The organism is Devosia sp. Root105 (assembly GCF_001424865.1).
Lineage (GTDB): Bacteria > Pseudomonadota > Alphaproteobacteria > Rhizobiales > Devosiaceae > Devosia_A.
The window spans coordinates 523,722-548,107 of record NZ_LMCR01000012.1 but is presented as its reverse complement, the minus strand read 5'-3'; the positions used below and the strand labels follow the sequence as shown (position 1 = coordinate 548,107).

The following is a 24,386-nucleotide window of genomic DNA, read 5'->3' as shown; positions in this document are numbered from 1 at the left end:
CTCGCATGAAGCTGGTCCTCCACGCCATCGCGGCGCTGTTCCTCGCGCTGCTCGCTTCGCCCGCGCTCTCGCAGAGCTTTCCCGTCACCATCAAGCACGCGCTGGGCGAGACGGTGATCCCGGCCGCGCCACAACGCATTGTGACGCTCGGCTGGTCTTCGACCGATGCCGCCATCGCGCTCGGCACCGTGCCGGTCGGCTTCCCAAGCTTCCGCTCGGCCGGCTTCGACAAGGACATCGTGCCCTGGGTGGAGGAGGGCATCGCCAAGGCCGGTGGCGCCACGCCCGTGACCTTCGACGATAGCGCCGGTGCACCGATCGAAAAGATCGCCGCGTTGAAACCCAACCTGATCCTTGCGGTCTACTCGGGCATCAGCGAGGACGAGTACAAGCTCCTGAGCCAGATCGCTCCGGTTGTGGCTTACCCCGAGCATCCCTGGACGGCGACCTGGCAGCAGGTGATCACCATCTCCGGCGCGGCGATGGGCAAGCCTGCCGAAGCGACGGCGCTGGTCGCCGAGCTCGAGACCTTCATCAGGGCCGAGGCGGCTAAGTACCCAGCGCTGTCAGGCAAGAGTGCCGTGACGCTGATCGACTATAACGGCGCTGCTGCCATCCATTCGGCCGATGACGCGCGCGCCAAGCTGCTGGCGCTGGCCGGGCTGGTGATCCCGCCCAAGCCCCAGGCTGCCGGTGCCGACGAGGGCTTCTGGTATCCGCTGAGCTACGAGAATTTCGACCAGATCCCGGCCGACATCCTGATCGGCTTCTTCAACTCACCCGAGCTGGCTGACGAGTTCTTTGCCCGTCCCTATATCGCAGCCGCTCCGCAGGTGAAGAGCGGCGCCTATGTGAAGATGGACGACCGCATCCTCAACATGTCGGTGATCTCCTCGAGCGCCCTGTCGATCAAATGGGGCATGCCGCGCTACTTCGAAAAGCTCGCCGCGGCGGCCGAGCACGTCGGGAAGTAGTAGCGTTCAAGTAGACCACGGGTTGATCAGTTCAACGCCGCAGCCCTCGAAGTCGCCGTCCCGCGTTGCGACAGCGGCACCACGCGACAAGGCGATGGCCGCGATTTGGGCATCAAGGGGGAGGATGGGGCGCCCAATTCGCACCCTGCCTGCGACGATGCCAGCATAACTTGCCGCGTCTGCCTCGGTGAACGGCAGAACTCGCTCCGCGAAGCGTTCGAGAATTGCCGCCACGAGCTGGGTCAATGCGGCTTTTCGCTTGCCGTCGGCTAGACGTTCGACGCCGAACAGCAGCTCCGCTTTGGTCACGGCCGTGGTCGCAAGGCTCTGGCGAGGTTGTGCATCCATCCAGGCAACGACCCGTGGGTCCGCCTCAACCCTTATCAATTCGGACAGCACATTGGTGTCGAGGATGATCACTCGTCGAAGATATCCGGCAGTGGGCGCGCCGGCCCGCGAGGCGGGAGATCGAGCTCAATGCCGCCAGTTGCTTCCACAAGCTTGCGAATTTCGCTGCCGAGGCCGCCCTCTGTTCTCCCGGGCGCGTCCAGCTCCCGACGAAGGATGACTCTCGCTTCTTCTTCCATCGACCGATTGTTGGCTGCAGCCCTCCGTCGCAGCCGACCCTTGAGATCGTCATCGAGCTTGCGAATGGTGAGTGAACTCATAACAAGCGCTCCGATGCATTCATTGCATGCAATGCTATCACTCCGTGCCCTCGCCATCAATCCTATTGACGGATAGGGTCTTTCCTATCCATAGCTCTCGCACCAATTCCGAGAGCTGTTCTATGTCCGATATCCAGTCGTTCCGCCAATCCGTCGAAGCCTTCATTGCGGCGCGCGGTTGGACCCCGACCCGGTTCGGACGGACCATCGCCGGCGACCCGCTATTTGTGTTCGACCTCAGGGAAGGGCGCGAGCCGCGCTCGGATACCCGGACCCGGATTCTCAAGTCGATGCAGGACCACGCGGACGCTGCGCTCGAGGCGCCGCTGCGTATCGGCGTTGCCGGCCTCGGCAATGTCGGCGCGACGCTGGTCCGCATCATCCAGAAGGATGCCGAGGAGCTGACCCGCAAGCTCGGTCGCAAGATCACCGTCACCGCCGTTTGCGCCCGCTCGCGCAGCCGCGACCGCGGCATCGATGCGAGCAATCTCGAGTGGTTCGACGATCCGGTGGCGCTGGCAAAATCCGACAGCATCGACCTGTTCGTCGAGTTGATCGGCGGCGAGGACGGGCCGGCTTTGGCCGCCGTGAAAGCCGCGCTGGAGATCGGCCGGCCGGTCGTCACCGCCAACAAGGCGCTGCTGGCCCGGCATGGTGTGAACCTCGCCAGGGCGGCCGAGGAATCGGGCGCCCAGCTCGGCTTCGAAGCGGCGGTGGCCGGCGGCATCCCCGTCATCAAGACGCTGCGCGAGGGCCTCGGCTCGGCCCGCATCGCTCGCGTCTATGGCATCATGAACGGGACCTGCAACTACATCCTGACCCGCATGGGCAACGAGGGTATCAGCTTCGCCGAGTGCCTCGCCGATGCGCAGAAGCTGGGCTATGCCGAGGCCGATCCGAGCTTCGACGTCGACGGTTTCGACACCGCGCACAAGCTAGCTATTCTCGCCTCGCTCTGCTTCGGCTGCGAGATCGCGCCGGACGAGATTTTCGTCGAGGGCATCACCAGCATCAGCCAGGCTGATATCAAGGTGGCCGGCGATCTGGGCTACAAGATCAAGCTGCTCGGCATCGCCCAGCGCTCGGCCGACGGCATCGATCAGCGCGTGCACCCGACGCTGGTGCCCAAGACCTCGGCGGTGGCCGGTGTCGATGGGGTGCTGAACGCGGTGGCGCTCGAAACCGACCATGTGCACGAGCTGCTGCTCGCCGGCCCGGGCGCCGGCGGCCCGCCGACGGCGTCCTCGGTGCTCTCGGATATCCTCGACATCGCCCGCGGCACGCGGGTGCCGCCGCTCGGCGTACCAGTGGCGGAGCTGACGCCCTATCGGCGCGCCCCGATCCGCGAGCACGAGGGCGGCTATTACATCCGACTAAATGTCAGGGACGTGCCCGGCGCGTTTGCCGCTATTGCTACCCGCATGGGTGCCGCCGGTATTTCTCTCGAAAGCGTCATCCAGCGTCCGGATTTGCGTGTTAGCGAGCCGGGCGTGACGGGGACCGAGTCCCGCACGGTGGTGCTGCTCACGCACTCCACCATGGAGCAGACCGTCCGCGATGCCCTCCAGGCGATCAAGGGCGACGGCTTCATCGTCGGCGATCCGCAGATGATCCGGATCGAGCAACTCTAGGAGCGCTTTCAGGAAAAGTTGCAGACTTTTCCACCTCGAAAGCGCGACACATCAATGCCCAGGAGCATTTCACCGCTTCAACGAAGCGGTAAAGTGTCCGGGAGCCCTCCCGGCGTTGCGGTTCGGGATGGCGACCGCATAGGCCACGTAATGCCCCGTGCGGCGGGGCAGGGAGTGTTCATGAAGCTCAGCAAGTCCGATACCGACCGGCAGGCGGCCATCGACCGTTCGCTCACCCTCGAACTGGTGCGTGTCACCGAAGCGGCGGCGCTCGCCGCCGCCACCTGGCGCGGCAAGGGCGACGAGAAGGCGGCCGATGCCGCCGCCGTCGAAGCGATGCGCGGCGAGATGGGGAACGTCCACATCCATGGCCGGATCGTCATCGGTGAGGGCGAGCGCGACGAGGCGCCGATGCTGTTCATCGGCGAGGAAGTGGGCGCCGGCGACGGCCCGGAGGTCGATATCGCCGTCGATCCGCTCGAAGGCACGACGCTGTGCGCCAAGAACCAGCCGGATTCGATCTGCGTACTGGCAATGGCCGAGCGCGGCGGGCTGCTGAACGCCCCAGACGTCTACATGCACAAGATCGCCATCGGCGCCGGCTACCCCGCGGGCCTCGTCGACCTCGATGCGGGCGCTACCGTCAACGTCAAGGCGCTGGCCAAGGCCAAGGGCGTACCGGTGAACGAGATCACCGCCTGCGTGCTGGATCGACCGCGCCATGCTGCGCTGATCGATGACCTGCGCACCGCCGGCGTCGCCATCAAACTGATCTCGGACGGCGACATCGCCGGCATCATCCACGCGGTGAACACTGAAGATACCGGCATCGATATCTATCTCGGCTCCGGCGGCGCCCCTGAGGGGGTCCTGGCCGCGGCGGCGCTGCGCTGCATCGGCGGCCAGATGCAGGGCAAGCTGATCCTCGATACTGATGAGAAGCGCGCCCGCGCGCTGAAAATGGGCATCACCGATCCGAACCGGAAATACCGCACCGACGAGCTGGCTTCCGGCGACGTGCTGTTCGCCGCCACCGGCGTCACCGACGGCACCCTGTTGAGCGGCGTGCGCTACGGCAAGAATACGGTTCGCACCAATACCGTGGTGATGCGCTCCTGGAGCCAGACGGTCCGCTGGATCACCGCGGAGCATCACCGCTAGCTTGATTGGGCATAGCGCTTGTGGCGTTCTGCCCGTTCGAGGAGGGCGCTATGGCGAGCAAAGGTGACGTGCAGGTCGAAGCGCTGATGGCGGCGCTCGACCATCCGCTGAAGCCCGAAATCGAAGCGCTGCGTACAACCATCAAGTCCGCAGCACCCGAGTTGGGTGAGCGGGTCAAGTGGAATGCGCCCAGTTACTATCTCGGCCCGCACGACATGGCGGCGTTCAACCTGCGTCAGAGCAGCTTCGTGCAACTGGTGCTGGTGTTCCCGGGAGGCCTGATGATCGAGGATCGGCGCGGGCTGCTCGAGGGCGACTACAAGGATCGGCGCCTGTTGCGGTTCGACTCGATGGCCGGTGTCGAGCACAAGCGGCCGGCGCTGCAGGCAGTGGTCAGGCAGTGGGTGGCGCTGGTTTCGGCGTTACCCTGAAATGAAAACGGGCCGCCCACTGGGCGGCCCGCTCGCATTCGGTAATCGGAAGCTTACGCTTCCTGGATGGCGCTGATCAGCCAGCGGCTGCCGTTCTGGCGCTGGAAGGTCCAGACCTCGGTGGTCTCGGTGACCCGATCGTCGCCGGAGACGATCTCACCGGTGCCGCGGTTACGGGTGACGTCGCGGCTCTCGTAGCGCATCGCCACGCTCGCGTAGTCGGTGCCGTCTTCGCGCCAGGCTTCGGCCACGTCGCCGGCGAGAAGGTTCACATCGAAGACCTCGTTGCGCAGGCCCTTGGAGGCGTTCTCGCCCAGTTCCTCGGCAAGGTAGCCCATCACTTCGGGCGTGGTGATCCGGCGGAGCGCCGCATAGTCCTCGCGCGAGTAGGCGTCCTGCATCTCCTTGAGCTGGCTCTCGAAAGTGCCGAGGTCCTGGTCGGTGATGCCGACCTCATCGCGCCGGCCGGCACGCTGCGAAGCTGCCGAGCGCGGGCCGCGCGGAGCCGCAGCGCCACCGCCGCCACCATAGGTGCGGGCCGTGTTCTGTGCCTCGTAGTTCAACGGGCCGCCGGCCATGGCCGGGCGCTGCTGCCGGCGCCTGAGGAAGAAGCTGACGATAAGGCCGATGATCGCCACCTGCACCAAGAGGGCAAGCATGCCGCCGAAACCGCCGAAGCCGAACCCGAACAGCATGCCGAACAGACCGGAGAACAGGAAGCCGCCGAGCAGCGCGCCGCCAAAACCGCCGAACAGGCTGGGGCGGGCCGGTGTCGTGGCATTACCCACGGTATTCCGCGTCGTGCTGTTGGTCATCGTGTTCTGCACCGGCGCCGTGGTGTTCGGCGACACCTGGGTAGACGGCACGCTCCGCTCGGTACGGATGCCGCGGCTGCCAAAGCTGCCGCCGCGCCGCGCTTCTGCGGTATCGACCGCAACCAGCGAGAAGGCCATGATCAGAGTGGCAAGGAGGGCCGAAAAGCGGAAGCCCTTCGAAGCGAACATTGTGGTTCCCCATGTAAAACGTTGGGGTTGATATGGGGACCTTTGCCACCCGGCGCTAGACCTTTCGTCGCCCGCTTGTCCGTTTTTCATCGGTTCGCCGTCCGGCCCCTTGGCTGCCGCCCTGATCCCGGCGGGAAAACCGCCATGGCACCCTCGACTATCACTTGCTTTCTGCTTACCTCGCGGGGTGATGGACGAGCCGCGCCCCAACTTCCTCGACGTATCGAATTCCGCCTTGGGCCGCGCCTGGGTGGATCGGCTCGATCCGGCGGCAGCGCGGACTGCCGCGGCCATCGGCCAGCGCACCAACCTTTCGGAGATCCTCGCCCGCATCGTCGCCGGGCGCGGGGTCGGCGTCGATGCCGCCGAGATCTATCTGCAGCCGACCATCCGCGAGCTGATGCCCGACCCCTCGACGCTCGCCGGCATGGATGCTTTGGCCGAGCGGCTGGCCAGTGCCATCACCGACAACGAGCCGGTGGCGCTGTTCGGCGACTATGACGTAGACGGCGCCTGCTCCTGCGCGCTGATGGCCCGCTACCTCCGGCATTTCGGGCTCGACCCCCAGGTGCATATCCCCGACCGCATCTTCGAGGGTTATGGTCCCAACACCACCGCGATCGACAAGCTGGTCGACGGCGGCGCCAAGCTGCTGATTACGCTCGACTGCGGCACCACCAGCGATGGCCCGATCGCCCATGCCCGCGAACGTGGCCTCGACGTACTGGTGATCGACCATCACTTGTCCGACGCCGAGCTGCCGCGGGCCAATGCACTGGTCAACCCCAACCGCCCCGATGACATCTCCGGCCTCGGCTACCTCTGCGCGGCCGGCGTCACCTTCATGGTGCTGGTGGCGACCAACCGGCTGCTGAAGCAACGCGGCGACACGGGCCTGCCCAACCTGATGACGATGATCGACCTCGTGGCGCTGGCGACGGTCTGCGATGTCGTGCCGCTGAAGGGGCTGAACCGCGCATTCGTGGCGCGCGGCCTCGAGGTGGCGCGCACCGGTTCCAACCGCGGCATCGGTGCCCTGGCGCTGGCGGCGCGGCTTTCCGGTCCGCTCAATGCGTATCATCTCGGCTACCTGATCGGACCACGCATCAATGCCGGCGGCCGCATCGGCGATGCGGCGCTCGGCACCAGGTTGCTGTCGCTCGACGACGAGCAACAGGCGCTGATGATCGCGGCGCAGCTCAACGAACTGAACTCGGAGCGCCAGCGCATCGAAGTCGAGGCGGTGGAGGAGGCGGCGCGCGCCGCCGAGGCCGAGATCGGCGGCGGCGAGGGGCCGCCCGTGCTGGTGCTGGCCTCGGCCAACTGGCACCCCGGCGTGGTCGGTCTGATCGCGGCGCGGCTGCGCGAGCGCTTCGAACGCCCGACCTTCGCCATCGCGCTGGCCCCCGACGGCACCGGCACCGGCTCGGGCCGCTCGATGCCGGGTGTCGACCTTGGTAGCGCCGTGATCGAGGCGGTAGAGCTGGGTCTCGCGGTGAAGGGCGGCGGGCACGCCATGGCGGCTGGCGTGACACTGAAGCCGGGGCAGCTCGGGCCGTTCCGTGCCCGCGTCACCGACCGGCTGGGCAACAGCGTCAGCGCGGCGCGGGCGCTCACCGCGCTCGAGATCGATGCGGCGATGACGGCGCGGGGCGCCAACCCGCAATTCGTGCATGAGATCGAGCGGGCAGGGCCGTTCGGCGCCGGCAACCCACAGCCGGTGTTTGCCTTTCCGGCGCACAAGGCGAAGTTCGCCGAGATCGTCGGCGCCGGTGGGCATGTAAAGTTCACCTTGACCGCCGACGATGGTGCGCGACTCAAGGCCATTGCCTTCCGCGCCGCCACTACCGCGCTCGGCGAAGCGTTGCTGAGCGCCGGCAACGACACCCCGCTGCACATGGCGGGGACGCTGTCGATCGACCATTGGCAAGGCCGCGAAGAAGCGCAGTTCCGCCTGCTGGATGCGGCGCGACCGGGCGGTCGCTAGCCGCTCGAGCGGGTGCTCTAAGGGTTGAAAGTCATGCTTGCATATCCACTTATGACGACTAAAGTGCTGCCCTAATTCACGGGGAGCCCCGTTGCTCGGTCGCGTCTTTGCGGCCCCGCTGCGGCGCTGGTTTGGCCGCTCGGCGGAGCGGACTTAGTCTGGAATGTTGCGTCATGGATAAGCTTGCGGTTGAAACGAGGGCAGCGTCGCCCACGCCGTGGACCCATCTGCTCTCGACCGTTGCGGCCTTTCTCGGCAAGCGGCTGATCGGCCGCCCCAAGCACGGCGCGGTCACCATCACCTTCCCGAATGGCAAGACCCGCACCTTCGGCGACCCGTCGACCGGGGTGCATGCGCAACTGACGCTGCACAACTTCAAGGTGCTGCAGAAGACCCTGCAGCGCGGCACCGTTGGCTTCGCCCAGGCCTATATCGACGGCGACGTCGAGATCGAGGACCTGACGGCGCTGTTCCGCTATTTCCTGCAGAACCGTGACGTGCTCGATAGCGGCGAGAACTCCTGGTACGGCCGGGCCGCCCAGGACTTCACCTACCACCTGAGTCGGCACAACTCGAAAGAGGGGTCCAAGAAGAACATCTCCGAGCATTACGACCTCGGCAACGACTTCTATGCCGAGTGGCTCGACCCTTCGATGACCTATTCCTCGGCCCTGTTCACCTCCGACGAGCAGTCGCTCACCGATGCGCAGCACACCAAGTACCGCCGCGTCGCCGAGCTGGCTGGCGTCAAGGCAGGGCACCGCGTGCTGGAGATCGGCTGTGGTTGGGGCGGCTTTGCCGAGACCGCTGCCAAGGACTTCGGCGCCGAAGTCTACGGCATCACGCTCTCGGCCGAGCAGCTGAAATATGCCAACGAGCGGCTTGAGCGGCAGGGGCTCGACCAGCTCGCCACCATGCATTTCGAAGATTATCGCGATACCCGCGGCGATTTCGACCACGTCGCCTCGATCGAAATGATCGAAGCCGTCGGCGAAGAGCACTGGCCGAGCTACTTCAAGACCGTGCACGATCGGCTGAAGCCGGGCGGCACCGCGGCGATCCAGGCGATCACCATCGGCGAGCAGGATTTCCACGATTATCGGGCGCGTCCGGATTTCATCCAGCGCTTCATCTTCCCCGGCGGCATGCTGCTGACCAAGACCGCCATGCAGGAGCAGGGCGACAAGGTCGGGCTCATCCTCGAGAATGTCGAGACCTTCCGGCTGAGCTATGCCAGGACGCTGAAGCTTTGGCGCGAGCGCTTCCTCGACCGCTGGAACGACATCAAGAAGCTCGGCTACACCGAGGAATTCCGCCGCAAGTGGGTGTATTACCTCAGCTATTGCGAAGCGGGCTTCTTCGAAGGCTCGATCGACGTCGGCATCTACCAGTACCGGCGGCCGGCCTGAGTAGCTGAAGCGCGATGAAGCCGAGCTGAACAGCTCGGCTTGGATCGGTTCAAAAACCTCCCCCTACGGTGCGTTGTCACCATAGGGAGATGGAGATGGACCGGTTCACCGAATTCGACGCCTGGAGCGTCGGCCACAACTACGAGCAGTATATGGGGCGCTGGAGCCGGCAGCTGGCCGGGCGGTTCCTCGATTGGCTGGAGCCGCCGCGCGGCGCCGATTGGCTCGACATCGGCTGCGGCACCGGCGCCCTCACCGGCGCCATCCTTGAACGGGCGGCCCCGCGCTCGATCCTCGCACTCGATCCGTCAGCGGATTTCGTCGCTTACGCCCGCAGAGCCGTCGGCGATGACCGCGCCAGCTTCATCGTTGGCGACGCCACGGCGTTGCCGGCGACCGCCAGCGTCGATGTCGCTGCTGCAGCGCTGGTTCTCAACTTCGTCCCGGACCGGGTGGCGGCGCTGCGCCAGACGCAGCGAGTGCTGAAACCGGGCGGCATGCTGGCCTTCTACGTCTGGGACTATCCCCGCGGCGGCATGGAAATGATCGACGTGTTCTGGAAGGCCGCGGCAGAAATCGACCCGCACGCCGCCGCGCTCGATGAAGCGTTGCGCTTCCCGTTCTGCACCGACGCTGGGCTGGCGGCGCTGTGCCGCGATGCCGGTCTCGCCGCGCCCGATATCGAGACCATCGAAATCGACACCGAGTTCGCCGACTTCGAGGCCTTCTGGCACCCGTTCACGCTCGGGGCAGGGCCGGCCCCCGGCTATTGCACGAAGCTGCCGGCTGAAGCGCGAGAAGCCTTGCGGCAGCGCCTGGCGAAACGGCTCGGCAACGGGCCGATCCGCCTCGCTGCGCGGGCCTGGGCGGTGAAGGCCCGGCGATAGCGGCAGTGTCAGATGCCGATACCGCCGACCGGCTCGGTTGCGGCGATCGTCTCGAACTTGGCGATCAGCAGCCGGCCGCGCGAGATCGCGTCCTTTACCTGCGGCAATGCCAGCGAAGCGCGATGTGCTTCGCTGCTTTCCCAGACCTCGGTGACATAGATGGCATCGGCGTCATCAGTGGCTTTGGCAACGACGTAGCTGATGCATCCGGCCATGGTGCCGCCCGGCGTCAGGATGGCGATGAGCTCGTCGCGCTTGCCCGGCGCTGTGGTGATCCGGCCGATCAGTCCGTACATCAGCCGCTTCCCACCAGCGTATCCCGATAGAACTTCAGTACCGCATCCGCGTTGACGCCGACCGCGATGCGCTGGCTTGGCCGGCCGTCCCACGCGCCGGGCGGATAGTTCCGTCCATCCGGCTTGATGATGGTCTGCCCGATGGCGATGCCCTCGGTGACCACCCGGATCGCACCCGTCTCCATTTGGTAGAACTCGGGATGCAGCGCCAGCGCCACGGCGCTCGAATCGTGCACATAGAAGCCGTCGAGCCCGGCGCTCTCGCGGTGGAAGTTCTGGTAGAACGCCGAGATGGCGCGAACGAACGCCCCATCCTCGCCGGCGGCGGCTGCGAGTTCGGCCACGTAGGTTCCCGTCATCACTGTCGCCTGCGTCACGTCGAGTCCGGCAATGGCGATCGGCCACGCCGCACCGAACACGATGTCGGCGGCATCCGGATCGCCCCAGATATTGGCCTCGGCCACCGGGGTGACGTTGCCGGTATGGCCGTTGCGGCCGAAGGCGCCACCCATCACCACCACCTGCCTGACCAGCCCGACGATCTCCGGCGCCTCGCGCATGGCGCGCTCGAGATTGGTCATCCGTCCCACCGCGATGATGGTGACCTCGCCTGGGTTGGCCTTCACCAGGTCGATGATCAGCTGATGCGCCGGGCGTGGATCGGCGGCGGCGGTGATATCAGGCAGGTCGATATCGCCCAGCCCGTTCATGCCGTGGACGAAGGTCGGTGGCGCATCCGGCTCGCCCACCAGCGGTGCGCCCGCACCCCCGGCCACCGGCGCGGAGAAACCGAGTTTCTGCTTCAGATACAGGGCGTTGCGCGTCGTCGTCGCGATGTCGGCATTGCCGAACACGGTGGTGACGCCAATAAGCTCAATCCGCTTGTGGCGGGCGAGGAGCAGCAGGGCCATGGCGTCGTCGACGCCCGGGTCGGTATCGTAGATGACTCTGAGTGTTTGCATGCCCGCCATCATGCATGCCCGCGCCCGCCGCGCCAGTCTCGCCACCACGCTGCCCAATACTCTGGCAGCTCTGCCGCATCATGTAAGGCCGTGGGCAGTTGCGGCTCAGCCCGCGCTCGTTAGTTACGAGCGCCAAGTGTTCGGCGCGTTCGAGGACAAGGTCTCGCGCGCCCCTAAGCTTGCATTCGTGAAATTGGGCGCATCTTTGCATAAAATATCCGGCGCCTAGTGCTCTCGTCCCGACGACGCACTTGTGCGAAACTCATTCCAGATGGCAGAACGCCAGCGGAATCGGTGATAACGGTTCCGTGAACAGCAGGGGTGACCTCTCGATGGCCAAGGCGCTCTACCTCGTGATCCAGAGCCGCGATAACTGGTGGGTCGATTTCGAGGGCAAGGCGCACGGCCCGTTCCCCTCCCGCTCCAACGCCGCCCTCGAAGCCCAGTCGCTGGCCCGTTTCCAGGCCCATAGCGGTCGCGAGGCCGAAGTGCTGGTTCCCGACGAGCAGGGCCGCTACTGGGTCGTCTGGTCGAGCCTCTCGGATAACGGCCGGACCTTCAGCCCGTATCGGGTGGCGAGTTAGGCCTGTCTCGAGCGCTTGGCTACCCCTCACCCTAACCCTCTCCCCAGAGGGGAGAGGGGACGTGTGTGGCACGGCCGGTGAGCCCATCGCCCCCTCTCCCCTCTGGGGAGAGGGGCGCCAAGCACGCTGCGCCAACCCCTACTTGATCAGCTTCCGCGGCACCTTGCGCACGAAGATCTCCTCGTGTCCGTCCTCATGCGCCCGGGTCATCCGGTGGACGCCGTCGAGGATCAGCCAGCGGCCCTTCAGCCGGGTGATCTCGATCGGGAACACCAGGCTCGCCGCCCGCACCCGCCGATATTCCCTGTCATAGCGATAGGGCGAACGCAGCACCTGGCGGGGCGTCAGCGCATAGCGGTGCCCGTCGAGTTCCCACAGCGGCACATCGAGGTGCCAGAGCAGCTTGTCGATCGGAAACGCTTCGGACGGCAGGTCCAGCGCCCACAGCGCCTCGACGTTCCAATCGAAGGCGTACCAGTACTCTTCGATGGCCGGCGGCAGCTCGATCACGTCCCGGTCTCGCGTGTTGGCGGCTAAGCCATAGCACCGATTGGTGAAACCCGCATGACTCACGGTCGTGAGCCGGAAACATGACTTGACTAATCAGCATAGCGCGCTGATAGGTGACCCGAACAATCAACATATCTGGGTCCCCGCCAATGTCCCTCAAGACGCTTGCCGCAACTGCTTTTGCGACACTCCTGCTCTCGGTGCCCGGCGCCGCTTTCGCAGAGGCTTGGACCTATGCCGATGGTTCAGGCACCACGGTGACTGTGGACCACGTGCCGACGCGCATCATCGCTAGCCAGGACGCGGCTGCCGGCTTGATCCCGCTCGGCATTCGTCCGGTAGGCATCTATGCCGACAGCGCTATCGCCGATGCCAAGGCGCTCGAAGGGCTTGACCTCACCGGCGTCGAGATCATCGGCGAGGCTTGGGGCGAGGTCAGCATCGAGAAGGCCGCGGCCCTGAAGCCGGACCTGATCGTCGGCGAGTGGTGGCCGCTCGACAATACCTGGAGCGGTGGGGCCGACGTGGTCAACGCCTTGAAGCCGCTGGCGCCGATCACTGGCCCGAAGCAGGGCGCTTCGATCGTCACCCTGATCGAGGATTACGAGAAGCTGGCCGCGAGCCTTGGCGCCGATCTCGCGGTTCCTGAGGTTGCCGCCGACAAGGCCGCTTTCGAGACCGCGCGTGACAAGTTCAAGGCGGCCGTTGCCACGAAACCCGATCTCTCGGCCCTTGCGGTCTGGGCCGGCACTGACGCGCTCTATGTTGCCGCCACCGAAGGTTCGTCCGAGCTGATGGATTTTGCCTCGTGGGGTCTCAAGCTGATCGACCCGGTAATTGCCGATGACCGCGGCTACTGGGAGACGCTGAGCTGGGAGAACATCGACAAGTACCAGCCCGACCTGATCCTCGTCGACAACCGCTCCAAGATCACCATGGAGACCGCCAAGGCCCAGGCCACCTGGACCACGCTGCGCGCCGCCGCGGCAGGGCAGGTGGCCGACTGGCCGGCGTTCTGGCTGCGCAATTACGCCGCCTATGCCACGGAGCTCGATAAGCTCAGCGCCGCCATCGCCGCTGCCGACGTCAGCATCGGCGACTAGAGTATGTCGCCGGGCGGCACATCGGCGGGCCTGCCGCCGGCAGCCCGCGCCGGCGGCTTCGTGCTGCTGGCGCTGGCGCTCGTCGTCGTGCTGGCGCTCTCGATCACCGTCGGCGCCCGACCGATCGCGCTCAGCGACATCTGGAACGCGCTGACGGCGTTCGACGCGACGCAGACCAACCACAAGATCATTCTCGACCTGCGCCTGCCACGCACCCTGGTCGGCCTCCTGGTCGGCGCGGCGCTCGGGCTCTCCGGCGCGATCCTCCAGGGCGCGACCCGCAACCCACTGGCTGACCCCGGCATCCTCGGCATCAATGCCGGCGCAACGCTCTGCGTGGTGCTCGGCATCTCGGTGTTCGGCATCACCCAGCTCTCCGGCTATGTCTGGCTGACCTTCCTCGGGGCAGGGGCGGCGATGCTGGTAGTCTACCTTGTCGCCTCGCTCGGCCGCGAAGGCGCGACCCCGGTGAAGCTGGCGCTGGCCGGCGCCGCAGTCACCGCCGCGCTGACCTCGGTCACATCAGCCATTCTCATCACCAATGTCCAAACCCTCGACCAGATCCGCTTCTGGCAGGTTGGGGCACTGACCGGCCGCACCACCGACATCCTGCTGCAGGTGGCGCCGTTCATCCTTGCCGGTATCGTCCTGGCGCTGCTCACCTCGCGCATCCTCGATGGCCTGGCGCTGGGCGATGATGTGGCCCGCGGTCTCGGCCTCAAGGTGCAGCGCGGTCGCGCCATGGTCGGCTTCGCCGCGGTGATCCTCGCCGGCGCCGCCACTGCTGCCGCCGGACCGATCGCCTTTGTCGGCCTCACTGTGCCGCATCTCGCCCGTGCCTTCACCGGCCCGAACTACCGCTGGATCCTGCCCTACTCGATGCTGCTGGCTCCCATCCTGCTGCTCGGCGCCGACATTGTCGGCCGCATTATCGTGCCGCCGGGCGAGCTGCAGGTCGGCATCGTTACGGCGGCGCTCGGGGCGCCATTCTTCATTGCGCTGGTGCGGCGCAGGAAGCTGGCCGAGCTGTGAGCGCCGCCTCGAGCTTTGCCCCGGTCGGCGCCGTCGTCGCGGTGCGCAGGCGCCTGCAGCGCCGCTATGGCCTCGTCGTGCTCGGACTGGCGCTGCTGTCGCTGGCGGTGGCCAGCCTTTCGATGTCGATCGGCGACTACCCGCTGCCGCTTGCCGACGTGGTGCGCTCGCTGCTCTCGCCCTTCACCGGCAATGCCGATGCGGCGAACGATTTCATCGTCCTCGGCGTGCGCTTGCCGCGCGTCATGGCCGGGCTGCTGTCGGGGGCGGCGTTCGGGCTCTCCGGCATCATCTTCCAGACCATCCTCCGCAACCCGCTCGCCAGCCCCGACATCGTCGGCATCACCACTGGGGCGAGCGCCGCGGCGGTGCTGGCGATCATCATCTTCAAGTGGTCGGGGCTCGGCGTCTCGGTGATGGCCTGCGGCGGCGCGGTACTGACGGCCCTGCTGATCTACGGGCTCGCCTGGCGCAACGGCGTCACGCCCTACCGGCTGGTGCTGATCGGCATCGGCATGGCGGCGCTGGCCGGGGCGGTGGTGTCGTATCTCTTCACCCGCGCCCGCATCATGGAAGTGCAGGAAGCGCTGAGCTGGCTCACCGGCAGCCTCAACGGCTCGACCTTCGAGAACCTCACCCCGCTCGCCATCGCGCTCCTTGTTCTGGCGCCGCTGGCGGCGCTGCTGTCGCGTTCGCTGCGCACGCTGCAGATGGGCGACGACGCGGCGCGGGCGCTCGGCACCCGGGTCGAGTTCTCCCGCCTCGGCCTGATCCTCGTGGCGGTGCTGCTCGCTGCTTTCGCCACGGCCGCCGTCGGCCCGGTATCGTTCGTCGCCTTCATCGCCGGGCCGATCGCCCGGCGCCTGCTCGGCCCGTCCGGCAATGCGCTGCTGCCGGCGGCGCTGGTCGGCGGGCTCGTCACCAACGCCGCCGATTTCGTCGCCCAGCACATGCTCGGCCGCAACCAGTTGCCGGTCGGCGTCGTCACCGGCGCGCTCGGCGCCGTGTTCCTCATCTACCTGCTTGCCGCCGCCCATCGTTCGGGCCGCGGCGGCTGATCGGAGGCCCAAGATGACAGTGAACCACCAGCTCTCGGCCGCCGACCTGACCCTCGGCTATGGCGATCGTACTATCGTCGACAAGCTGAGCATCGACATCCCACCCGGCAAATTCACCGTCATCGTCGGCGCCAATGCCTGCGGCAAGTCCACCTTGCTGCGCGGCCTGGCGCGGCTGCTGACCCCGAGCGCCGGCACGGTCTATCTCGATGGACGCGCCATCCACCAGATGCCGACCCGCGAGGTCGCGACGCTGCTCGGCGTCCTGCCGCAGACCCCGGTAGCGCCCGACGGCATCACCGTTGCGGACCTCGTCGGCCGCGGCCGCTATCCGCACCAGGGCTGGTTCCGCCACTGGGTCGCCGCCGATGACGCAGCGGTCGCCACGGCGCTGCAGGCCACCGATACGCTCGATCTCGCCGGTCGCGCCGTCGATGAACTCTCCGGCGGCCAGCGCCAGCGCGTCTGGATCGCCATGGCGCTGGCGCAGGAAACCGAACTGCTGCTGCTCGACGAGCCGACCACCTTCCTCGATATCAACCACCAGGTCGAAGTGCTGGACCTCCTGACCGACCTGGTGCAGCAGCGCGGCCGCACCGTGGTTGCCGTGCTGCACGACCTCAACCTCGCCTGTCGCTACGCCGACCACATCGTCGCCATGCGCGACGGCAAGATCGCGGCCTCCGGCCCGCCGGCCGAAGTGGTGACGGCAGCGCTGGTGAAGTCGGTATTCGGCATGGACGCCGAAGTGTGTGACGACCCGGTGTCGCACACCCCGATGATCGTGCCGGTCGGTCGGCACCGGGTGAAGCCGCGGCTGAAGGCGGCGGCGGAGTAGGGTGGGGGCCGCAGCGTGGGGCCACCCCCACCCTCATTCCCTCCCCACAAGGGGGAGGGAGGCAGATCGAGTTCGCTGCATCCTCAGTTGGCGTCTCCCTCCCCTTGATGGGGAGGGATCAAGGGTGGGGTGGGGCTGCGTCAGCCGGACGTTCAGCTAGTCCTGGCGCTCGTCGCGCCGGGCGAGGAACTCGCGCACAGCGTCCCAGAACAGTGGTTTGTTGACGGCCTCGTGGCCGACATTGGCGATGATGGAAAGCTCGCCGGCGCCGAGGTGCCGGTAAAGCCGGTTGGCTTCCTCAGCGCCACCAAGGTGGTCGCGGTCGCCCATGATCACCAGCGTCGGCGCCGAGATCGAGGCCAGCTGGCGCTCGCTGTAATTGGGCAGGGTGAGCCACAGCTCGGAGATCTGGCTGAGAAACGCCTTCCAGTAATCCGGACCATAGTGATGCATGTGCGTCACCTTGATCTGCTCGAAATACGGACCGTACTCGGCCGCGACGCGATCGAAATCGACCTTGCCCGGCGCCGGAAACCCCCAGCCGTGCAGCCCCTCCAGATAGGCCTCGGTCGGCCGGCTGATCGTGCCGCCCAGCACCAGCGCTCCCGCCTTGCCCGGATGCCGGAGCCCGAATTCCAGCGCCGTCTGCCCGCCATCGCTATAGCCGATGATCAGCGGTTTCCTGAGACCGAGCGTTGCGATGAAGCCGGCGACATCGTCGGCGAACTGCGCGTAGCTCATCTTCTGGGCGGGGTTGTTGGTCCTGCCGTGTCCGCGGGTATCGAGCGCGAAGACGCGATAGCGGTCGGCCAGCCGCGGCATCGCCGCGCCCCAGGAGTCGGCGGTCGCCGTGCCCCCGTGCAGCAGCAGCAGCGGCTGCCCGCGGCCTTCCTCGAGGTAGTGCACCTCGAGGTCGCCGATCATCACGCTATGCGATTTGGCGCTCATTGCTCGTCGAGCCACTTTCCCATCAGGTCGATGATGTAGTTGGTGCCCGCCTCGCGATCGGCCATCTTGTCGAGCCCGTCGAGGAAGGCGCCGTCTTCCTTCACCACCATGCGGGTGCCGGCGGCATCCGGGAAGAACTCGACGGTCGCCAGCGACACCGAAATGCGCGCGCCGTTCTTCAGCATCTCGTAGGTGTAGATGATGCGGTTGTCCGGCACGAGGTCGCGATAGGTGACGTCGAACACATAGGTGTCGCCGCCCATCTCAGCCTCGTTGAACTCGCGGCCGCCGACGCGGAAGTCGAACACGTCCTTCGGCTTGTCCGGGCTCGGCGAGCCGAACCACTGGCGCTTGAACTCGGGATTGGACCAGGCGGAGTACACCTTGCTCGGAGCATGCTTGTACTTGCGTTCGACGGTGAAGCTGCCGTGGGCGATGGAACGTTCGGTCATTTGGGTTTCCTCTGTCTAGGCTTGGTTGATGACATTGAATTCGAGGTGGGTGACGCCGGGCGAAGCCGTGACCACCCGGGTACGGGCGAGCTCGATCTGAGCATCGCCAAGTCTGTCGAACAGGCGCGTACCGCCGCCAAGCAGCACACTGACCACCTGGACGCGGATTACGTCGGCGAGGCCGGCGCGCAGCACCTGCTGAGCGGCGGAAGCGCCCATCACCACCACGTCCTTGTCGCCTGCCGCCTCGCAGGCCTGCCGCACGGCGCTCTCCACTCCGTCTGTGACGAAGCGGAAGCTGGCGCTTTTCATCTGCTGTTCGGGCTTGGGGTTGTGGGTGAGGACGAACGACGGCACCGGGTAGGGCGTGTCGTTCCAGTGCTGCAGCCCCACATCATAGGTGCGACGGCCGACGATCGTTGCGCCGACCGTGCTGAAAGCCAGATCGATCTCGGCCGCGTCCTGGGCCTCGGTGCTGCTGTAGCTGCCATCGCCGGCCTTGGTGCCGCTGCCGGCGAACATCCATTGGTGCAGGCGCTCGCCGCCCACCCCCATGCCATCTCGAACCGAGACGTTCGGGCCGGCCACATAGCCATCGAGCGACATCGAAAAACTCAACACGACTTTGGCCATTCGATCCTCCTGGGCAAAGCTCGCCCGTTGCCGGAAACGCTGTCTCCGGCCGATTGTCTCAGTTCTGTCGTCCATGACGCGCTTGTGGGGCGCTACTTCACCGGCTTGTCCGGGCCGCTGGGCAGCGCGTCGAGGAACGCCCCCAGCCGATCCAGCCGGTGCTCCCAGCCGATGCGTCGATCATTGATCCACTTCTCGGCCATGCTGAGCGCTCCCGTGTCGATGGTGCAGGTCCGCACCCGTCCCACCTTCTGCGTCGTCACCAGCCCGCTCTGTTCCAGCACTTGCAGGTGCTGCACGATGGCGGGCAGGCTCATCTTGAACGGCTCGGCCAGCTCGCTGACCGATGCGGATCCCCGGCTCAGTCGTTCGATCATTCGCCGCCTGGTCGGGTCGGCCAATGCCTGGAACATGAGATCGAGGGGCTCTGTCTCTTGGTTAAGCATGATCTTAAGTATCTTGACGCAGTGGCGCTGTCAATACCTAAGTCAATGCTTAAGTGTCTAGTTGGCTGAGATGCTGACGGCCTGAACGGTCCAGGCGCTGGGCGGCTGGTCATCGATACGCTTGACCGAAATCAGCTTGGGCGGTCCGCTCAACTGGCCAAAGTAACTGGCAAAAGCCGAGTCCGCCGCGTCGCGACCGATACCGATCCGCATGATGCCGTCGATGGGGCAGAGCCGCGTGGCGTCGAACAGGTACCAGCGATCGCCGAGATAGGCCTCGAACACGGCGTGGAAATCCTGCGGGATCAGATCGAGCGCATAGGCCGAGACAAATCGGGCAGGGATGCCCAGCGCCCGGGCGAAGGTGATGCCTAGATGCGCGAAGTCACGGCACACGCCGGCCCGCAGCGTAAAAGTGTCGTAGGCCGAGGTGCTGACGTCGCTGGAACCTTCGAGATAGTCGACGTTCTCGAAAATCCAGTTGCAGATCGCCGTCACCTTTTCGTGGCCGTTGGCGATGTCGCCGAATGTGCGCCAGGCGAACCGCCCGAGTTTGTCGGACTGGCAGTAGCGCGATGGCGACAGGTGGCCGAACACGTCGAATGGCAGTGCCGCGACGGGTACCTGTGCGATCTGGCCGGGGTCGCCGACGAACGGCATCGTTTCGATATCAGCCGTGTAGCTGATCTGGTGTTGGCCGAAAGGTAGCACCATGCGGCGATAGCGATTGCCCGTCTCCGGCACCACATGCGAGTCGGTCGGCACGCCGCTCGAGATGCTGAACCGTTCGGCAAGAATATTCTGGCCGGCATTGCGCTGCGCCTCGATATTAAGGATCAGCGTCGTATCGGTCGCCACATCGTATTGCAGGCTGCAGTTCACGGAAAACTTCATCGCACCACCCAGTTGTATGCGCCTCAATTCGGGGCAGGTCGGGAAGTTCCGCGGAACCGCCGCGACAGTTCGACTGTTCTGACCAGGGGAACAAAAGCGGAAGCGGCGATGACTGTTCTGAGAGTACGCCACACCACGACGTACAGCTACGCACGGCCAGTGCGCTTTGGCCAGCACCGGGTGCTGTTCCGCCCGCGCGATAGCCACGACCAGCGGCTGCTGAGCTCAGCGATCACCGTGTCTCCGGACGCAGAGATCCACTGGATCCACGACGTGTTCGGCAACTGCATCACCGTCGCGGAGTTCGGCGAGGCGGCCAGCGAGCTGCGCTTCGAGACCGATATCATGCTGGACCACACGCCACTGACTGTGCCGCGGTTCAAGACTGAGGAGCGGGCCAAGTCGTGGCCGTTCGAGTATGACGCCGAGACGCTGCCCGACCTTGCTCCCTACATGCGGCCGCACCATCCGGCGCCGGAAGTCGAGGCGTTTGCCAGAAAGTTCGCCCATTCCGGCGTGGCGATGGAGACCGGACACCTGCTGATGACCATGACCGCCGGCATCCGGGAGAGTTTCAGGTACTCCCGCCGCACCGACCCTGGCACGCAGCTGCCGCTGCAGACGCTGACCACTGGCACCGGCACCTGCCGCGACTTCGCACTGATGATGATCGAAGCTTGCCGCAGCCTCGGTTTCGCCGCGCGTTTCGTTACCGGCTACATCTATGTGCCGTCGCGGGATACGGGCATGGCCATGCGTGGCGGTGGCGCCACCCATGCCTGGGTACAGGTTTTCCTCCCCGGCGCCGGCTGGGTCGAGTTCGACCCGACCAACGGCATCATCGGCAACAAGGATCTGATCCGGGTTGGCGTCGCGCGGGAGCCGAGGCAGGCCAAACCGCTCAGCGGCAGCTTCATCGGCGACCGTGCGGATTATCTCGGCATGGACGTACAGGTGAACGTCACTGCCGATGGTGGGCGTCACAAAGTGCAGGTCGAGGCTGAGGCAGCGGGGCGGCGGCTGCGCGAGGCCAATGCAGCGAGCCTTGCCGGACAGAATTAGCCTTCCGGACCATTGCGCAGGCGGACCAAGTCGTTACACCTCGGGGCCGCAACAATCGGACTTCGGGAGAGCACGAGAATGGCCGGCAGCGTCAGGTGGGGGATATTGGCAACCGGCTGGATTGCCGAGCAGTTCGTGAAGGACCTGAACCAGCACGGCCATAAGGTGACCGCAGTCGGCTCGCGTAACCATCAGAGCGCCGACAAATTCGCCGCCGAGTTCGGCGTCCCCAAGGCGCATGGCAGTTACGAGGCGCTCTGCGCCGACCCCGATGTCGACGCCATCTATGTCGCGACGCCGCACCCGATGCATGCCGACAACGCCAGGCTGGCGCTCAACCACGGCAAGCACGTGCTGATCGAGAAGGCCTTTACCGTCAACGCCCGTGAGGCACAGGAAATCGTCGATCTCGGCGCCGGCAAGGGCCTCGTCGTGCTCGAAGCCATGTGGACCCGCTTCCTGCCGCATATGCTGCGCATCCGCGAGATCGTCCGCTCGGGCGTCTTGGGCGAGATCCGCTCGGTGGTCGCCGACCATACGCAGGACCTGTCGGATGACCCCAAGCACCGGCTCAACGCGCTGGAGCTCGGCGGTGGAGCGCTGCTCGACCTCGGTATCTACCCGATCTCATTCACCTTCGACGTGCTCGGCGCGCCCAAAACCATCGCCGCCACCGCGCGGCTCAAACAGACCGGCGCCGACGGCACCGTCGCGACCATGTTCACCTATGAGTCCGGCGCTATCGCGCTGACGCTGTCCGGCAGCGACACGGCCGGGCGCAACATCGCCATTATCCACGGCACCGAGGGTCGCATCGAGATCGACAAGGTCTGGTACACCCCCACCAGCTTCCGCCGCTACGACGCCGGCAACAGCGTGGTCGAGGAGTATGTCTCGAAGGTCGAGGGCCGTGGCATGCAATACCAGGCTGCCGAACTCGAACGCCTCGTCGCCGAAAAGCAGACCGCCGGCACCATCCTCTCACCCTCGGAGAGCGTCGCCATCATGGCCTGCCTCGACACCATCCGGCAGCAGATCGGGCTGAAATACCCGACCGAGTGATCCGCCTTTCCCTGTTCGATCTCATATTCGGAGGAAACTGATGAAGTATCGCTATCTCGGCCGCAGTGGCCTGTTGGTCTCGCGCCTTTGCTTGGGCACCATGACGTTCGGCAATTCGCAGTGGGGCTGCGACCAGGAGACCTCGAGCGCCATCGTCAAACGCTTCGTCGAAGGCGGCGGCAACTTCATCGATACCGCCAACGGCTATTCCGGCGGCGCATCGGAGACCATGCTCGGCGTGGCGCTGAAAGATCACAGCCGCGACCAGCTGGTGATCGCCACCAAATGCTGGTTCCCAGCCGACCCGGCAGTGACCTCGCGCGGGCTGAGCCGCAAGCACATCGTCGAGGCCTGCGAGAAGAGCCTGAAGCGGCTCGATACCGACTATATCGACCTCTACCAGTTCCACGGGCCCGACCCCTACACCCCGATCGAAGAGAGCCTCCGCGCCGCCGACGACCTGATCCGCGCCGGCAAGGTCCGCTATCTCGGCTGCTCGAACTTTTATGGCTGGCAGATCGCCAAGACCAACGGCGTCGCTGCCCTCAAGGGTTATGAGCCGCTGGTTTCGGCGCAGCACCTCTACAACCTCGTCCGCCGCGACATCGAGCGCGAGATCCTGCCGGCCTGCGACGATCAGGGCCTCGGCATGATCTGCTGGAGCCCGCTCGCCGCCGGCATGCTCACCGGCAAGTACCGCGGCGAGGATAAGCCCGACGAGAAATCCCGCATCGGCCAGCAGGCGGCGATCACCCTGCCGCGCTACTGGTTCGAGGATTCGCTGAAGATGATCGACAAGGTCGTCGAAGTGGCCGGCCGCCTCGGCCGCACCCCGAGCCAGGTGGCGCTGAGCTGGCTGCTTGGTGACACGAGGGTCACCGCCGCCATCATCGGCGCCCGCCGCGTCGACCAGGTCGCCGAAAACCTCGACGCCGGCGATTTCGACTTGCCGGTGGAGGTGCGTCAGGAACTGACCGACGCCATGCCGCTGAAGCTCGGCTACCCCTACGAATGGATGGACACCAATCTGCCGGGCACGTTCGGCAAGGCCGAGCTGGAGCCCACGCACACGCAGCGGCTGCCCTAATCCTCCCCCGCCACGCGGGGGAGGATCACTGAGAGGCCGGCGCCCTAGTTCCAGTCCGGCTCCCCGGCAAACCGGTGCCCGCTGATCCAGTCCTGATCCAACTCCACCCCCAACCCCGGCGCCATCGACACCTGCATCTTGCCGTCCCTGACCTGCAGCGGATTGGGCGACGCCCAGGCGAGACTGTCCGCCCGCCGGGTGCACTCGATGCGCGGACAGTTGAACACCGACGCCGCCAGCTGCTGGCTCGCCGCATTCATCAGCAGCCCGCTGACATTGTGCAGCGTGATCGGTGTGCGATAGAGCGCCGCGAGGTCGGCGATCTTTTTGGTGCCGGTGATGCCGCCCGAGCTGATGATGTCGGGCTGCAGGCAATCGACCGCCTGGTGCTGGAGGAACGGCAGCGCCCCCTCCGGCAGTTCGATATTCTCGCCGGTCATGATCGGGATGTTGGTCGAACGCCTGAGCGCCAGCCAGTTCTCCGAAAAGCCCGGCTGCAGCGGATCTTCGTAGTAGATCGGCTTGATCGCCTCCACCGCCTCGGCCACCGCGATGGCGCTTGGCGCGTCGAGCTCGTTGTGGCAGTGGACGATGATGTCGATCTCGTCGCCGAGGTGCTCGCGCGCCAGCTCGTAGGATCGTCCGATCTTGCGGATATCGCCGGGCGACAGGCTCGGCGCGTATTCTTGCATCGGTATGCCGATAGCGTCGTGAATATCGACCTTGAAGGTCTTGAAGCCGTGTGGATCGGACTTCAGGTCGGCGGCCGCTTCGGCCCAGGCGCCGGCATCGGTCAAATCGAAATGCGGGCAGTGCGAATAGAGTTCGAGCTCGGTGCGGAATGCGCCGCCGAGCAGCTTGTGCACCGGCTGGTTGAGCAGTTTCCCGGCGAGATCCCAGAGCGCCATGTCTAGCCCCGAGCAGATCATGATGTGCGCCGGGCGCTGCCGGTAGGCGTAGAACAGGTTGTGGTGGTGCACCCCGATATCGAGCGGATCCTTGCCGATCAGCTGAAGATGCGGCAGCCGTGCACCGCCCTCGGCGTGGGTGAGCAGCGCCGCCCGCACCAGGTCGCCATCGAGGTCGCCGCATTCGCCATAGCCGGAAATGCCGGCATCGGTGTCGATGCGGATCAGGCAGAAGCCGCTGTCGAGCCGCAACGCCTTGATCGCGGTGATCCGCGCCTGTCCGCGATCCCCCTCCGACAGATGACCCACAGCCGACATCGAATACTCCCCTCTGTTTGCCGCTCTCTATAGCGGGGAGG

Annotated in this window: 28 protein-coding genes; 16 read left to right on the top strand and 12 right to left on the bottom strand. The window is 65.9% G+C overall.

The window, feature by feature from the left end; translation table 11 throughout:
* Positions 1-5: 5 nt before the first annotated feature.
* Positions 6-974 carry an iron-siderophore ABC transporter substrate-binding protein gene (locus ASC68_RS11315; RefSeq protein WP_055878833.1) on the top strand — a complete coding sequence of 323 codons (969 nt, stop codon included), beginning with the start codon at positions 6-8 and terminating at the stop codon, positions 972-974.
* A gap of 6 nt (positions 975-980) precedes the next feature.
* On the opposite strand, the gene ASC68_RS11310 is transcribed toward ASC68_RS11315, so the two are convergent.
* Complete coding sequence (locus tag ASC68_RS11310) at positions 981-1,394, bottom strand: type II toxin-antitoxin system VapC family toxin (RefSeq protein ID WP_055878831.1); 414 nt, start codon at positions 1,392-1,394, stop codon at positions 981-983.
* The gene (locus ASC68_RS11305) at positions 1,391-1,642 is read right to left on the bottom strand and encodes a hypothetical protein (RefSeq protein ID WP_055878828.1); all 252 of its coding nucleotides are present in this window, start codon (positions 1,640-1,642) and stop codon (positions 1,391-1,393) included. Before ASC68_RS11305 ends, ASC68_RS11310 begins: the two co-directional genes overlap by 4 nt.
* 290 nt (positions 1,643-1,932) lie before the next feature.
* Here ASC68_RS11305 and ASC68_RS11300 point away from each other — a divergent pair, with 290 nt between their 5' ends.
* From ASC68_RS11300 to ASC68_RS11290, 3 genes are all read left to right on the top strand, one after another.
* Positions 1,933-3,273: a homoserine dehydrogenase gene (locus ASC68_RS11300; RefSeq protein ID WP_055879853.1), complete on the top strand. Its 1,341-nt coding sequence runs from the start codon at positions 1,933-1,935 to the stop codon at positions 3,271-3,273.
* A 180-nt stretch (positions 3,274-3,453) separates the two neighbouring features.
* On the top strand, positions 3,454-4,434 hold the full coding sequence (gene glpX, locus ASC68_RS11295) for a class II fructose-bisphosphatase (protein WP_055878826.1): 981 nt from the start codon (positions 3,454-3,456) through the stop codon (positions 4,432-4,434).
* Between the two features lie 50 nt (positions 4,435-4,484).
* Positions 4,485-4,865, top strand: coding sequence for a DUF1801 domain-containing protein (locus ASC68_RS11290; RefSeq protein WP_055878823.1), 381 nt, complete (start codon positions 4,485-4,487; stop codon positions 4,863-4,865).
* 53 nt (positions 4,866-4,918) lie between these two features.
* Here the strand turns inward: ASC68_RS11290 and ASC68_RS11285 are convergent, their stop codons facing one another.
* Entirely contained in the window at positions 4,919-5,869 is a 951-nt protein-coding gene (locus ASC68_RS11285) for a TIM44-like domain-containing protein (RefSeq protein WP_082528081.1), read from the bottom strand.
* 190 nt (positions 5,870-6,059) lie between these two features.
* Between ASC68_RS11285 and recJ the strand changes: the two genes are divergently transcribed.
* The 3 genes from recJ (at position 6,060) to ASC68_RS11270 (ending at position 10,152) form a co-directional block, all read left to right on the top strand.
* Positions 6,060-7,856 carry a single-stranded-DNA-specific exonuclease RecJ gene (gene recJ, locus ASC68_RS11280; protein WP_055878821.1) on the top strand — a complete coding sequence of 599 codons (1,797 nt, stop codon included), beginning with the start codon at positions 6,060-6,062 and terminating at the stop codon, positions 7,854-7,856.
* 173 nt (positions 7,857-8,029) lie between these two features.
* The gene (locus ASC68_RS11275; RefSeq protein ID WP_082528080.1) at positions 8,030-9,265 is read left to right on the top strand and encodes a cyclopropane-fatty-acyl-phospholipid synthase family protein; all 1,236 of its coding nucleotides are present in this window, start codon (positions 8,030-8,032) and stop codon (positions 9,263-9,265) included.
* A 95-nt stretch (positions 9,266-9,360) separates the two neighbouring features.
* A complete protein-coding gene (locus ASC68_RS11270; protein WP_055878818.1) occupies positions 9,361-10,152 on the top strand; it encodes a class I SAM-dependent methyltransferase in 792 nt (263 codons plus the stop codon).
* Positions 10,153-10,160: 8 nt separating this feature from the next.
* Here ASC68_RS11270 and ASC68_RS11265 read toward each other — a convergent pair whose 3' ends face one another.
* Both ASC68_RS11265 and ASC68_RS11260 read right to left on the bottom strand, forming a co-directional pair.
* On the bottom strand, positions 10,161-10,448 hold the full coding sequence (locus tag ASC68_RS11265; protein WP_055878815.1) for an antibiotic biosynthesis monooxygenase family protein: 288 nt from the start codon (positions 10,446-10,448) through the stop codon (positions 10,161-10,163).
* A complete protein-coding gene (locus tag ASC68_RS11260; protein ID WP_055879845.1) occupies positions 10,448-11,410 on the bottom strand; it encodes a nucleoside hydrolase in 963 nt (320 codons plus the stop codon). Before ASC68_RS11260 ends, ASC68_RS11265 begins: the two co-directional genes overlap by 1 nt.
* Here ASC68_RS11260 and ASC68_RS28645 point away from each other — a divergent pair.
* Together ASC68_RS28645 and ASC68_RS11255 are read left to right on the top strand one after the other, a co-directional pair.
* Complete coding sequence (locus tag ASC68_RS28645) at positions 11,409-11,639, top strand: hypothetical protein (protein ID WP_156387312.1); 231 nt, start codon at positions 11,409-11,411, stop codon at positions 11,637-11,639. The genes ASC68_RS11260 and ASC68_RS28645 overlap by 2 nt on opposite strands.
* A gap of 79 nt (positions 11,640-11,718) precedes the next feature.
* The gene (locus ASC68_RS11255; protein ID WP_156384587.1) at positions 11,719-11,994 is read left to right on the top strand and encodes a hypothetical protein; all 276 of its coding nucleotides are present in this window, start codon (positions 11,719-11,721) and stop codon (positions 11,992-11,994) included.
* Between the two features lie 138 nt (positions 11,995-12,132).
* On the opposite strand, the gene ASC68_RS11250 is transcribed toward ASC68_RS11255, so the two are convergent.
* Positions 12,133-12,504, bottom strand: a complete 372-nt coding sequence (locus ASC68_RS11250) for a hypothetical protein (RefSeq protein ID WP_055878810.1) — start codon at positions 12,502-12,504, stop codon at positions 12,133-12,135.
* Between the two features lie 149 nt (positions 12,505-12,653).
* Here ASC68_RS11250 and ASC68_RS11245 point away from each other — a divergent pair, with 149 nt between their 5' ends.
* From ASC68_RS11245 to ASC68_RS11230, 4 genes are read left to right on the top strand one after another with little or no spacing between them, the layout of a single operon-like run.
* Positions 12,654-13,607, top strand: a complete 954-nt coding sequence (locus ASC68_RS11245) for an ABC transporter substrate-binding protein (protein WP_055878807.1) — start codon at positions 12,654-12,656, stop codon at positions 13,605-13,607.
* 3 nt (positions 13,608-13,610) lie between these two features.
* Positions 13,611-14,639 (top strand): iron chelate uptake ABC transporter family permease subunit, encoded by a 1,029-nt coding sequence (locus ASC68_RS11240; RefSeq protein WP_055878805.1) that lies wholly within the window; start codon positions 13,611-13,613, stop codon positions 14,637-14,639.
* Positions 14,636-15,697, top strand: coding sequence for an iron chelate uptake ABC transporter family permease subunit (locus ASC68_RS11235; RefSeq protein ID WP_055878802.1), 1,062 nt, complete (start codon positions 14,636-14,638; stop codon positions 15,695-15,697). The genes ASC68_RS11240 and ASC68_RS11235 overlap by 4 nt, the downstream gene beginning before the upstream one ends.
* A gap of 13 nt (positions 15,698-15,710) precedes the next feature.
* A complete protein-coding gene (locus ASC68_RS11230; RefSeq protein WP_055878801.1) occupies positions 15,711-16,535 on the top strand; it encodes an ABC transporter ATP-binding protein in 825 nt (274 codons plus the stop codon).
* A gap of 156 nt (positions 16,536-16,691) precedes the next feature.
* On the opposite strand, the gene ASC68_RS11225 is transcribed toward ASC68_RS11230, so the two are convergent.
* From ASC68_RS11225 to ASC68_RS11205, 5 genes are all read right to left on the bottom strand, one after another.
* Entirely contained in the window at positions 16,692-17,483 is a 792-nt protein-coding gene (locus tag ASC68_RS11225) for an alpha/beta hydrolase (RefSeq protein WP_055878798.1), read from the bottom strand.
* Positions 17,480-17,935: an SRPBCC family protein gene (locus ASC68_RS11220; RefSeq protein ID WP_055878795.1), complete on the bottom strand. Its 456-nt coding sequence runs from the start codon at positions 17,933-17,935 to the stop codon at positions 17,480-17,482. The genes ASC68_RS11225 and ASC68_RS11220 overlap by 4 nt, the downstream gene beginning before the upstream one ends.
* 15 nt (positions 17,936-17,950) lie before the next feature.
* Positions 17,951-18,568, bottom strand: a complete 618-nt coding sequence (locus ASC68_RS11215) for a dihydrofolate reductase family protein (protein ID WP_055878792.1) — start codon at positions 18,566-18,568, stop codon at positions 17,951-17,953.
* A 92-nt stretch (positions 18,569-18,660) separates the two neighbouring features.
* The gene (locus ASC68_RS11210; RefSeq protein WP_055878789.1) at positions 18,661-19,014 is read right to left on the bottom strand and encodes a metalloregulator ArsR/SmtB family transcription factor; all 354 of its coding nucleotides are present in this window, start codon (positions 19,012-19,014) and stop codon (positions 18,661-18,663) included.
* Positions 19,015-19,071: 57 nt separating this feature from the next.
* Positions 19,072-19,908 (bottom strand): transglutaminase family protein, encoded by an 837-nt coding sequence (locus ASC68_RS11205; protein ID WP_055878786.1) that lies wholly within the window; start codon positions 19,906-19,908, stop codon positions 19,072-19,074.
* Between the two features lie 108 nt (positions 19,909-20,016).
* Here ASC68_RS11205 and ASC68_RS11200 point away from each other — a divergent pair, with 108 nt between their 5' ends.
* The 3 genes from ASC68_RS11200 to ASC68_RS11190 all read left to right on the top strand — a co-directional run bounded on the left by ASC68_RS11200 (position 20,017) and on the right by ASC68_RS11190 (position 23,119).
* Positions 20,017-20,970 (top strand): transglutaminase family protein, encoded by a 954-nt coding sequence (locus ASC68_RS11200; protein WP_082528078.1) that lies wholly within the window; start codon positions 20,017-20,019, stop codon positions 20,968-20,970.
* A 78-nt stretch (positions 20,971-21,048) separates the two neighbouring features.
* Positions 21,049-22,032: a Gfo/Idh/MocA family oxidoreductase gene (locus tag ASC68_RS11195; protein WP_055878784.1), complete on the top strand. Its 984-nt coding sequence runs from the start codon at positions 21,049-21,051 to the stop codon at positions 22,030-22,032.
* Between the two features lie 40 nt (positions 22,033-22,072).
* Positions 22,073-23,119, top strand: a complete 1,047-nt coding sequence (locus tag ASC68_RS11190; RefSeq protein ID WP_055878781.1) for an aldo/keto reductase — start codon at positions 22,073-22,075, stop codon at positions 23,117-23,119.
* Positions 23,120-23,163: 44 nt separating this feature from the next.
* Here ASC68_RS11190 and ASC68_RS11185 read toward each other — a convergent pair whose 3' ends face one another.
* On the bottom strand, positions 23,164-24,345 hold the full coding sequence (locus ASC68_RS11185; RefSeq protein WP_055878779.1) for a mandelate racemase/muconate lactonizing enzyme family protein: 1,182 nt from the start codon (positions 24,343-24,345) through the stop codon (positions 23,164-23,166).
* Between the last annotated feature and the right edge of the window lie 41 nt (positions 24,346-24,386).

Coding starts and splice junctions, on each gene's coding strand:
- ASC68_RS11315 (WP_055878833.1), top strand. CDS start 6: ATGAAGCTGGTCCTCCACGCCATCGCGGCGCTGTTCCTCGCGCTGCTC.
- ASC68_RS11305 (WP_055878828.1), bottom strand. CDS start 1,642: ATGAGTTCACTCACCATTCGCAAGCTCGATGACGATCTCAAGGGTCGG.
- ASC68_RS11300 (WP_055879853.1), top strand. CDS start 1,933: ATGCAGGACCACGCGGACGCTGCGCTCGAGGCGCCGCTGCGTATCGGC.
- glpX (WP_055878826.1), top strand. CDS start 3,454: ATGAAGCTCAGCAAGTCCGATACCGACCGGCAGGCGGCCATCGACCGT.
- ASC68_RS11290 (WP_055878823.1), top strand. CDS start 4,485: ATGGCGAGCAAAGGTGACGTGCAGGTCGAAGCGCTGATGGCGGCGCTC.
- ASC68_RS11285 (WP_082528081.1), bottom strand. CDS start 5,869: ATGTTCGCTTCGAAGGGCTTCCGCTTTTCGGCCCTCCTTGCCACTCTG.
- recJ (WP_055878821.1), top strand. CDS start 6,060: ATGGACGAGCCGCGCCCCAACTTCCTCGACGTATCGAATTCCGCCTTG.
- ASC68_RS11275 (WP_082528080.1), top strand. CDS start 8,030: ATGGATAAGCTTGCGGTTGAAACGAGGGCAGCGTCGCCCACGCCGTGG.
- ASC68_RS11270 (WP_055878818.1), top strand. CDS start 9,361: ATGGACCGGTTCACCGAATTCGACGCCTGGAGCGTCGGCCACAACTAC.
- ASC68_RS11265 (WP_055878815.1), bottom strand. CDS start 10,448: ATGTACGGACTGATCGGCCGGATCACCACAGCGCCGGGCAAGCGCGAC.
- ASC68_RS28645 (WP_156387312.1), top strand. CDS start 11,409: ATGCCCGCCATCATGCATGCCCGCGCCCGCCGCGCCAGTCTCGCCACC.
- ASC68_RS11260 (WP_055879845.1), bottom strand. CDS start 11,410: ATGCAAACACTCAGAGTCATCTACGATACCGACCCGGGCGTCGACGAC.
- ASC68_RS11245 (WP_055878807.1), top strand. CDS start 12,654: ATGTCCCTCAAGACGCTTGCCGCAACTGCTTTTGCGACACTCCTGCTC.
- ASC68_RS11240 (WP_055878805.1), top strand. CDS start 13,611: ATGTCGCCGGGCGGCACATCGGCGGGCCTGCCGCCGGCAGCCCGCGCC.
- ASC68_RS11230 (WP_055878801.1), top strand. CDS start 15,711: ATGACAGTGAACCACCAGCTCTCGGCCGCCGACCTGACCCTCGGCTAT.
- ASC68_RS11225 (WP_055878798.1), bottom strand. CDS start 17,483: ATGAGCGCCAAATCGCATAGCGTGATGATCGGCGACCTCGAGGTGCAC.
- ASC68_RS11220 (WP_055878795.1), bottom strand. CDS start 17,935: ATGACCGAACGTTCCATCGCCCACGGCAGCTTCACCGTCGAACGCAAG.
- ASC68_RS11215 (WP_055878792.1), bottom strand. CDS start 18,568: ATGGCCAAAGTCGTGTTGAGTTTTTCGATGTCGCTCGATGGCTATGTG.
- ASC68_RS11210 (WP_055878789.1), bottom strand. CDS start 19,014: ATGCTTAACCAAGAGACAGAGCCCCTCGATCTCATGTTCCAGGCATTG.
- ASC68_RS11205 (WP_055878786.1), bottom strand. CDS start 19,908: ATGAAGTTTTCCGTGAACTGCAGCCTGCAATACGATGTGGCGACCGAT.
- ASC68_RS11200 (WP_082528078.1), top strand. CDS start 20,017: ATGACTGTTCTGAGAGTACGCCACACCACGACGTACAGCTACGCACGG.
- ASC68_RS11195 (WP_055878784.1), top strand. CDS start 21,049: ATGGCCGGCAGCGTCAGGTGGGGGATATTGGCAACCGGCTGGATTGCC.
- ASC68_RS11190 (WP_055878781.1), top strand. CDS start 22,073: ATGAAGTATCGCTATCTCGGCCGCAGTGGCCTGTTGGTCTCGCGCCTT.
- ASC68_RS11185 (WP_055878779.1), bottom strand. CDS start 24,345: ATGTCGGCTGTGGGTCATCTGTCGGAGGGGGATCGCGGACAGGCGCGG.